The 6,934-nt window shown below is 66.9% G+C and carries 7 protein-coding genes; all 7 read right to left on the reverse strand.

Annotated elements, in window-relative coordinates:
* Nucleotides 1–1,117: type IV secretion system protein (locus E2493_RS20800; protein ID WP_135090680.1), on the reverse strand; the 1,117-nt coding region annotated here is incomplete at its 3' end.
* The gene (locus E2493_RS20805; protein ID WP_135090682.1) at nt 1,117–3,489 is read right to left on the reverse strand and encodes a VirB4 family type IV secretion/conjugal transfer ATPase; all 2,373 of its coding nucleotides are present in this window, start codon (nt 3,487–3,489) and stop codon (nt 1,117–1,119) included. The genes E2493_RS20800 and E2493_RS20805, both read right to left, overlap by 1 nt.
* Nucleotides 3,468–3,752: a type IV secretion system protein VirB3 gene (locus E2493_RS20810; protein WP_135090684.1), complete on the reverse strand. Its 285-nt coding sequence runs from the start codon at nt 3,750–3,752 to the stop codon at nt 3,468–3,470. The genes E2493_RS20805 and E2493_RS20810 overlap by 22 nt, the downstream gene beginning before the upstream one ends.
* A 4-nt stretch (nt 3,753–3,756) precedes the next feature.
* Complete coding sequence (locus tag E2493_RS20815) at nt 3,757–4,050, reverse strand: TrbC/VirB2 family protein (protein WP_135090690.1); 294 nt, start codon at nt 4,048–4,050, stop codon at nt 3,757–3,759.
* 194 nt (nt 4,051–4,244) lie between these two features.
* A complete protein-coding gene (locus E2493_RS20820) occupies nt 4,245–4,445 on the reverse strand; it encodes a hypothetical protein (RefSeq protein WP_167737680.1) in 201 nt (66 codons plus the stop codon).
* A gap of 630 nt (nt 4,446–5,075) precedes the next feature.
* Complete coding sequence (locus E2493_RS20830) at nt 5,076–5,756, reverse strand: transposase (RefSeq protein ID WP_135089684.1); 681 nt, start codon at nt 5,754–5,756, stop codon at nt 5,076–5,078.
* Nucleotides 5,757–6,270: 514 nt separating this feature from the next.
* The coding region (locus tag E2493_RS20835) for a transposase (protein ID WP_135090688.1) at nt 6,271–6,934 on the reverse strand (664 nt) is incomplete at its 5' end.

Raw genomic sequence — 6,934 nt, forward strand, 5'->3', positions numbered from 1 at the left:
AGGCCTCGCGGCGCTGGACCGCGGCGACGGCGTCGGCGACCGCGCTCGCCCGGCTGCGCTCGTCGATCGGCACGGCCGCGGCGGGCGCGCCGGAGACGGCGAGCGTCGTCCGGCCCTCCCCCAACCGCACGATCCCGGCGAGCTGGGCGGGCACGACGCGCAGCGCCTGCGGCATGCGGAAGCCGCGGGCGACACGGGCGACGGCGATCAGGCTGGCGAGCAGGGCGAGCGCGAAGACCAGGGTCATGACCAGCAATTCGACCGGCACGCGGGGCGTCGGAACGCCGTAGCGCCGCTCGCTGACGATCACCGCCAGCCACGGCTCCATCAGCGCGAGCTCGACCGCGAGCACGATGCCGGTGGCGAGCGCGCCGAGCGCGGCGCCGGCGAGGACGCGCAGCCAGCCCTCGAACAGCCCGCGGGTGCCGTCGAAGAGGAGGAACAGGGCGAAGAGCGGTCCGAGCGCGAGCAGCAGGCCGGCGACGAGGCGGACCGAGGCGAAGGCGCCGATCGCGCCGGCGAGGAACAGGGTGCGGGCCTGGGCGACCATCCTGGCGTCGCGATCCGGATTCCAGCGCGGCCTCTGCTGGAGCGCGGCGAGGCGCTGCTGCTCCTGCGCCTGCTGGGCCGGGGTAAGCGCCTCGGTCGGGCCGACGACGACATCGGCCTCGGGCGGCTTGCCGGTGCCGATGATGGTGAGCTCGGCGAGGAGATTGTCGACGCCCTGCAGCCGCGCGACCATGCCGCCCTCGCTGCCCGGCAGGCCGGCCGGGCGCCCCACCGCCGCGGCGAGCTCGGCGGGGCCGCGCATCGCGACATCGTAGGCGAGGATGCGGAAGGCGGGCCAGCTCGTCGCCAGCGCCAGCACGACGCCGATCTTGGCGACGGCGAGGACGGCGTCGCGCGCGTCCGGCGCGCCGCCGAACAGCATCCGGTAGCCGAACAGAGCAACGAAGATGGTCAGCATGCCGCCCAATGCGAGCGCGACCGGCGAGCCCGGCGCGGCGAGCGCCTGATAGCCGGCCTCGCCGAGGTTCTGGGCGTGACAGTCGATCGCCGCGACGGTGGCGCTGAGGAAGGCCTCGCTCGGGCCATAGGCGGGACAGGCGATCGCCATCACACCCGCTCCAGCAGCGGGGCCATCCACGCCTCGGGATCGTCGCCGGTCTCGGCGCGCAATTCGTCGAGCAGCCGCACGGTGCGCTCACGGCCCGAGAGGATGGTGAGCAGGTCGCGCTCGCCGGTGAGGTTCAGCCGCACGACGACGCTGTCCAGGCCGTGCTTGACCAGGAAGCAATGGGCATCGTCGGGCAGGGTGCGGACGATCTCGTATTCGTGCGGCGTCAGGCCGAAGCCGTCGATATAATCGTCGGCCCGCGCCTTGGGATTGGCCATGAAGATCTGGGTCGCCGCCTGCTCGATGATCGCGCTGGCGATCCGGCTCTCGAGCGCGTCCTGGGCGCTCTGGGTGGCGAAGCCGACGATTCCGTTTCTCTTGCGGATCGTCTTCTCCCAGTCCTTGATCCTGCGGACGAACACCTCGTCGTCGAGCGCCTTCCAGCCCTCGTCGACGACGATGATCGCCGGCGATCCGTCGAGCCGCTCCTCCACCCGGTGGAACAGGTACATCATCGCCGGGGTGCGCACCGAAGGATCGTCGAGCACCTGGGTCATGTCGAAGCCGACCGAGGCGGCGCCGAGATCGGTCCGGTCCTCGGGATTGTCGAACAGCCAGGCGCGCTCGCCGTCGCCCCACCAGGGCCGGAGCCGCGCCCAGAGATCCTTGGCGTGGGCGCGGTGGCCGCCGCGGAACAATTCGGCGAGGTTGCGCAGCCGCCGGTGGGCGTGCGGCTGGGCGTAATTGGCGTCGACCGCGTCCTTGATCTGGGCGAGCTCGTCGGTGTCGGCGCCGCCGGCCAGCACCGCGATCCAGTTGATCAGGAACTGGCGGCTGGCGTGGCTGTCCTCCATCTGGAGCGGGTTGAGGCCGGACGGCGTGCCCGGCCGGAGCAGATCGTAGCGGCCGCCGATCGCGCGGACGAAGAGCTCGGCGCCGCGATCCTTGTCGAAGAAGATGATCCGCGGCCGGAACTTGCGCGCCTGGGCGAGGAGGAAGTTCAGCACCACCGTCTTGCCCGAGCCGGACGGGCCGATGACGGTGAAGTTGCCGAGATCGCCGTGGTGGAAGTTGAAATAATAGGGCCCGGCGGCGGTGGTCTCCAGCAGGGCGACGGCATCGCCCCAGAGGTTGCCGCTGGGCCGGCCGATCGGGAAATTGTGGCCGCTGGCGAGGCCGGCGAAATTGGCGGTCGAGACCAGGGCCGGGCGGGCGATATATTTGAAATTGCCGGGGAATTGCGCCCAGAAGGCGGGCTCCAGCGCGATCTCCTCGCGCACCGCGATGATGCCGATGTCGGCCAAGGAGGCGAGCACCTCGGCGACGCCGTCGTCGACTCCTTCCGGCGTGTCGCCATGGACGGCGACGGTCATGTGGTGCTCGCCGAAGCCGGCGCGGCCGGCGGCGACCTCGTCCTTGGCGCGGACGAGATCGGCGCGCAGGCTCAAGGCCTCGTCCTCGGCCGAGCGCATGCGCCGCAGCGCGAGGTTCATGCCGGCCAGCGCGGCCTGGCGCTCGACGAAGCCGAACGACTGGGAGATCGTCATCTCGAACGGCAGGCGGAGCAGTTCGTCGAGCATGCCCGGCTGGGTGCGGCCCGGATAATCCTTGATCGAGACGAGGCCGAGGAAGGCGCGCGGCGTCGCGCCGTGCTTACCGAGCTCGACCGTCTCCTGGCCGAAGCTGATCCGCCGGTAGGGCAGATAGTCGCCGAGGTCGCGGCCGGGCAGCAGCACCGGGCGCGTCTCGGCGTTGAGCAGGGTCGAGAGGAACTCGAGCAGCTCCGAGCAGAGGCCGTGCGGATTCTCGCGGATGCCGAGCAGGCGCGGCCCGTAGCTGCCGAGCGCCGCGACCAGGGCCTCACGCGCCGTGTCGAGCTGGCGCAATTCGTAGGCGGTGTTGGCGCCGGCCGGCTCGCCGGCGCGGCCGACCATCCCGCGGACCCGGTCGAGCAGGCCGATCCTGCCCTGCAGCGGCCGCCGCACCAGGGTGAGGTAGAGATCGTTGACGTAGAGCTGCTTCGAGGCGAGCCGCGCCGACCAGGCGGCGTCGAGGAGGCGCGAGAAGGAATCCTCATGCTCCGCCGGCAGCTCGGCGTCGACGCGGCGGCGGACGATGTGGTGGTAGAGGGCGAAGCGCGACGAGCCGACCGCCTGCAGCATCGCGTCGCGCAGGCGCTTCCGATAGTTGATCTCGTCGGTGTCCGCGGTCTCGAACAGCAGGCCGCGCAGGTGGATGACCTGGAGCAGGAGGCCGTCGCGAGTCTCGATCGTGTGGTCGTCGACGTGGCGCGCAGAGGGGAGGTGCCGGCCGACCGGCTGCTCGCGGGCGACCGCGGCCGGATCGGGCGTCAGGGCCGGTACGAATTGCATCGCCACAGCCGGTAATTGCGGACGCGCGGGCAGCGCCGGACCTTGGCGAGCCAGAGATCGAAGAAGCGCGGCTCGCGCAGGCAGAGGATCGCGCCGACGCCGTGGATAAGGAGCGCGGCGAGCAGCACCCAGAAGGAGCCGAAGACGAGGAACAGCTCGGTCGCGAGCACCGCGTTCACCACGAAATAGGAATAGGTCACCCCGGCGAACATCTGCGGCCGGGTCAAAGCGACGAACAGGATGTCCTGATCGACGCGGTCCATCGGGTCAGTTCCCGAGGCTCGCGGTCGACTGGATGCCGGCGACGATGCTGGCGGCGCCGAACAGGATGAAGCAGCCGACGATCACGGTCGCGCCGTAGCGCCAGTTGATCCGCCCGGTGAGCATCAGGAAGCCGACCGAGGCGACCGCGATCACCGCGACGACGGTGGCGATCGTGCCGAGCAGGGTGCCCTGCAGCCATTGCACCGCGGAGACGATCACGCCCGAGCCCTGCGGATCGGCATAGACATCCTGCGCGGCGGCCGCGCTTGCGGCGAGGCCGGTGCCGAGGATCGCGATGGCCCGAACTGCGGTTTGCTGCCAGATGCTCACGCCTTCGCTCCCCCTTTCCACGCCGCCCACGAGGGCGCGCGCGACGCACAGAACGTCACCGAACCCGCAATTGCGGGTGAAAGCACCAGGAGGTCCCCTCTCCTGCAAACCTCGGCATCGGCGAGTCCAATCGCTGCGATCCGTTCCCCTCGGGAAGACTCCTAATCCAAAGCCGGGGCCGCAGGAAGCAGATAAAGCAAGGTTTTCCGAATAATTGGTTCAGTATTGAAACTGAACATCGCTGTTCCGGAGGTAGCGTGACTCCAGCGGATCGAGCGCTGTGCAGGCAGGGCGCGCGGCAGGCGGACCAGGGCCTCAGCCTGTTGGGTACGGATATTCAGGAGAATGTCTTCGTGGTTCAAGACTGTCATCTTGATCCATTTGGCAAGATGTCACCGGAACTCTGCTGCCGCCGATTGCCACGCTGCATCACGTGGTGCGGGATGCCGGGAAAGGCAGCTCGGGCGAGACGGGCCATGGAACGAGGCTCTCGCAACCCCCAGATTGCGTCAATTAAGTGGAGTGTCACCGTAATTCTATCCCCTAGGTACTTTCGATGCAAAGCCAAATAAAATGGATTCACAATGAGAAACCTAAAGTCATTCATAAGTGCGCCTAGAAGCGAGCGTGAGTATTTCCGCGCAACAAGTCGAAAGTTGATCTTCGTTGGCGGCTGCATACTCTTCGCAACTGTAGCTATGTGCATCGCTCACTTCGCAGGAGGCGTTCCGATCACCGCCGATGCCATGACCTCGGTTCCTGAGGAGGACAGAGCAGCCTACCTCCTAATAATTTCTGCTGGAGCTGGCCTGTTCTTACTCGTCGGCGGCTTGATAATGCGGTCCGTAGTGCGCGGACCGGAACGGCCGCACTCCGAGGCGAACGACGGGGGCAGGCGATCAGTATTTCTTGGTTCTGTGCGGATCATGTCCTGGTGGCGCAATATAGTGCTTATCTTGGTTGCAATCGTGCTCTTGGCCGGAATTATTGGGTTACGGTGACACTCCACTCAATTGCTTCGGCTTCGGCCCGCGCTTTCGCGGCAGGAGCGTGCGCCCCGTGGCGCTCTCGAGGCGGGTGACGAACGCCTCGCTCCCCACCGGCCGCCCGATCGACTCCGCCTTTCGCAGGCGCATCGTCATTTCCGCATCTTCACCCGCAGCAAGGATCGCCGCGAAATCGGGGAACCGCTCCCGGACCGGCGCGACCGTCGTCACACCATCTTCGGTCTCGGGGTCCAGGTGAGCATGGACGCTGGACCAGCGCCAGGCCTCCGCACGGTCGACAAGGCCGGCGCGCACCGGGTTCAGCGCAATGTACCGCAATGCCGCGGCGAGGTGATCCTCATCCATCGCCACGCAACCGAAACGCCCTTGCCAGAAGTGACCCGTCCGTTTCAGGCGCGCGTGGATACGCCCCGCATAGCGGCCGTGCACGGCCGACATTGCCCGGCCAATCCCGCCGGGGTCGCTCGGTACCAGGATCATGTGAACATGATTGGGCATCAGAACCCACGCCCACACCTCGACGCCCGCGGAACGCGCCCGAGCCGCCAGGAGATCGCGATAGGCCGCATAATCGGCATCCTCGAAGAACGTCTGCTGGCGCCCGTTGCCACGCTGCGTCACGTGGTGCGGGATGCCGGGAAAGACAGCTCGGGCGAGACGGGCCATGGAACGAGGCTCTCGCAACCCCCAGATTGCGTCAATTAAGTGGAGTGTCACCGTAATTCTATCCCCTAGGTACTTTCGATGCAAAGCCAAATAAAATGGATTCACAATGAGAAACCTAAAGTCATTCATAAGTGCGCCTAGAAGCGAGCGTGAGTATTTCCGCGCAACAAGTCGAAAGTTGATCTTCGTTGGCGGCTGCATACTCTTCGCAACTGTAGCTATGTGCATCGCTCACTTCGCAGGAGGCGTTCCGATCACCGCCGATGCCATGACCTCGGTTCCTGAGGAGGACAGAGCAGCCTACCTCCTAATAATTTCTGCTGGAGCTGGCCTGTTCTTACTCGTCGGCGGCTTGATAATGCGGTCCGTAGTGCGCGGACCGGAACGGCCGCACTCCGAGGCGAACGACGGGGGCAGGCGATCAGTATTTCTTGGTTCTGTGCGGATCATGTCCTGGTGGCGCAATATAGTGCTTATCTTGGTTGCAATCGTGCTCTTGGCCGGAATTATTGGGTTACGGTGACACTCCACTCAATTGCTTCGGCTTCGGCCCGCGCTTTCGCGGCAGGAGCGTGCGCCCCGTGGCGCTCTCGAGGCGGGTGACGAACGCCTCGCTCCCCACCGGCCGCCCGATCGACTCCGCCTTTCGCAGGCGCATCGTCATTTCCGCATCTTCACCCGCAGCAAGGATCGCCGCGAAATCGGGGAACCGCTCCCGGACCGGCGCGACCGTCGTCACACCATCTTCGGTCTCGGGGTCCAGGTGAGCATGGACGCTGGACCAGCGCCAGGCCTCCGCACGGTCGACAAGGCCGGCGCGCACCGGGTTCAGCGCAATGTACCGCAATGCCGCGGCGAGGTGATCCTCATCCATCGCCACGCAACCGAAACGCCCTTGCCAGAAGTGACCCGTCCGTTTCAGGCGCGCGTGGATACGCCCCGCATAGCGGCCGTGCACGGCCGACATTGCCCGGCCAATCCCGCCGGGGTCGCTCGGTACCAGGATCATGTGAACATGATTGGGCATCAGAACCCACGCCCACACCTCGACGCCCGCGGAACGCGCCCGAGCCGCCAGGAGATCGCGATAGGCCGCATAATCGGCATCCTCGAAGAACGTCTGCTGGCGCCCGTTGCCACGCTGCGTCACGTGGTGCGGGATGCCGGGAAAGACAGCT

Origin of the sequence: Sphingomonas parva (ex Maeng et al. 2020) (assembly GCF_004564275.1) — a bacterium.
Classification (GTDB): Bacteria; Pseudomonadota; Alphaproteobacteria; order Sphingomonadales; family Sphingomonadaceae; genus Allosphingosinicella; species Allosphingosinicella parva.

Coding starts and splice junctions, on each gene's coding strand:
- E2493_RS20805 (WP_135090682.1), bottom strand. CDS start 3,489: ATGCAATTCGTACCGGCCCTGACGCCCGATCCGGCCGCGGTCGCCCGC.
- E2493_RS20810 (WP_135090684.1), bottom strand. CDS start 3,752: ATGGACCGCGTCGATCAGGACATCCTGTTCGTCGCTTTGACCCGGCCG.
- E2493_RS20830 (WP_135089684.1), bottom strand. CDS start 5,756: ATGGCCCGTCTCGCCCGAGCTGTCTTTCCCGGCATCCCGCACCACGTG.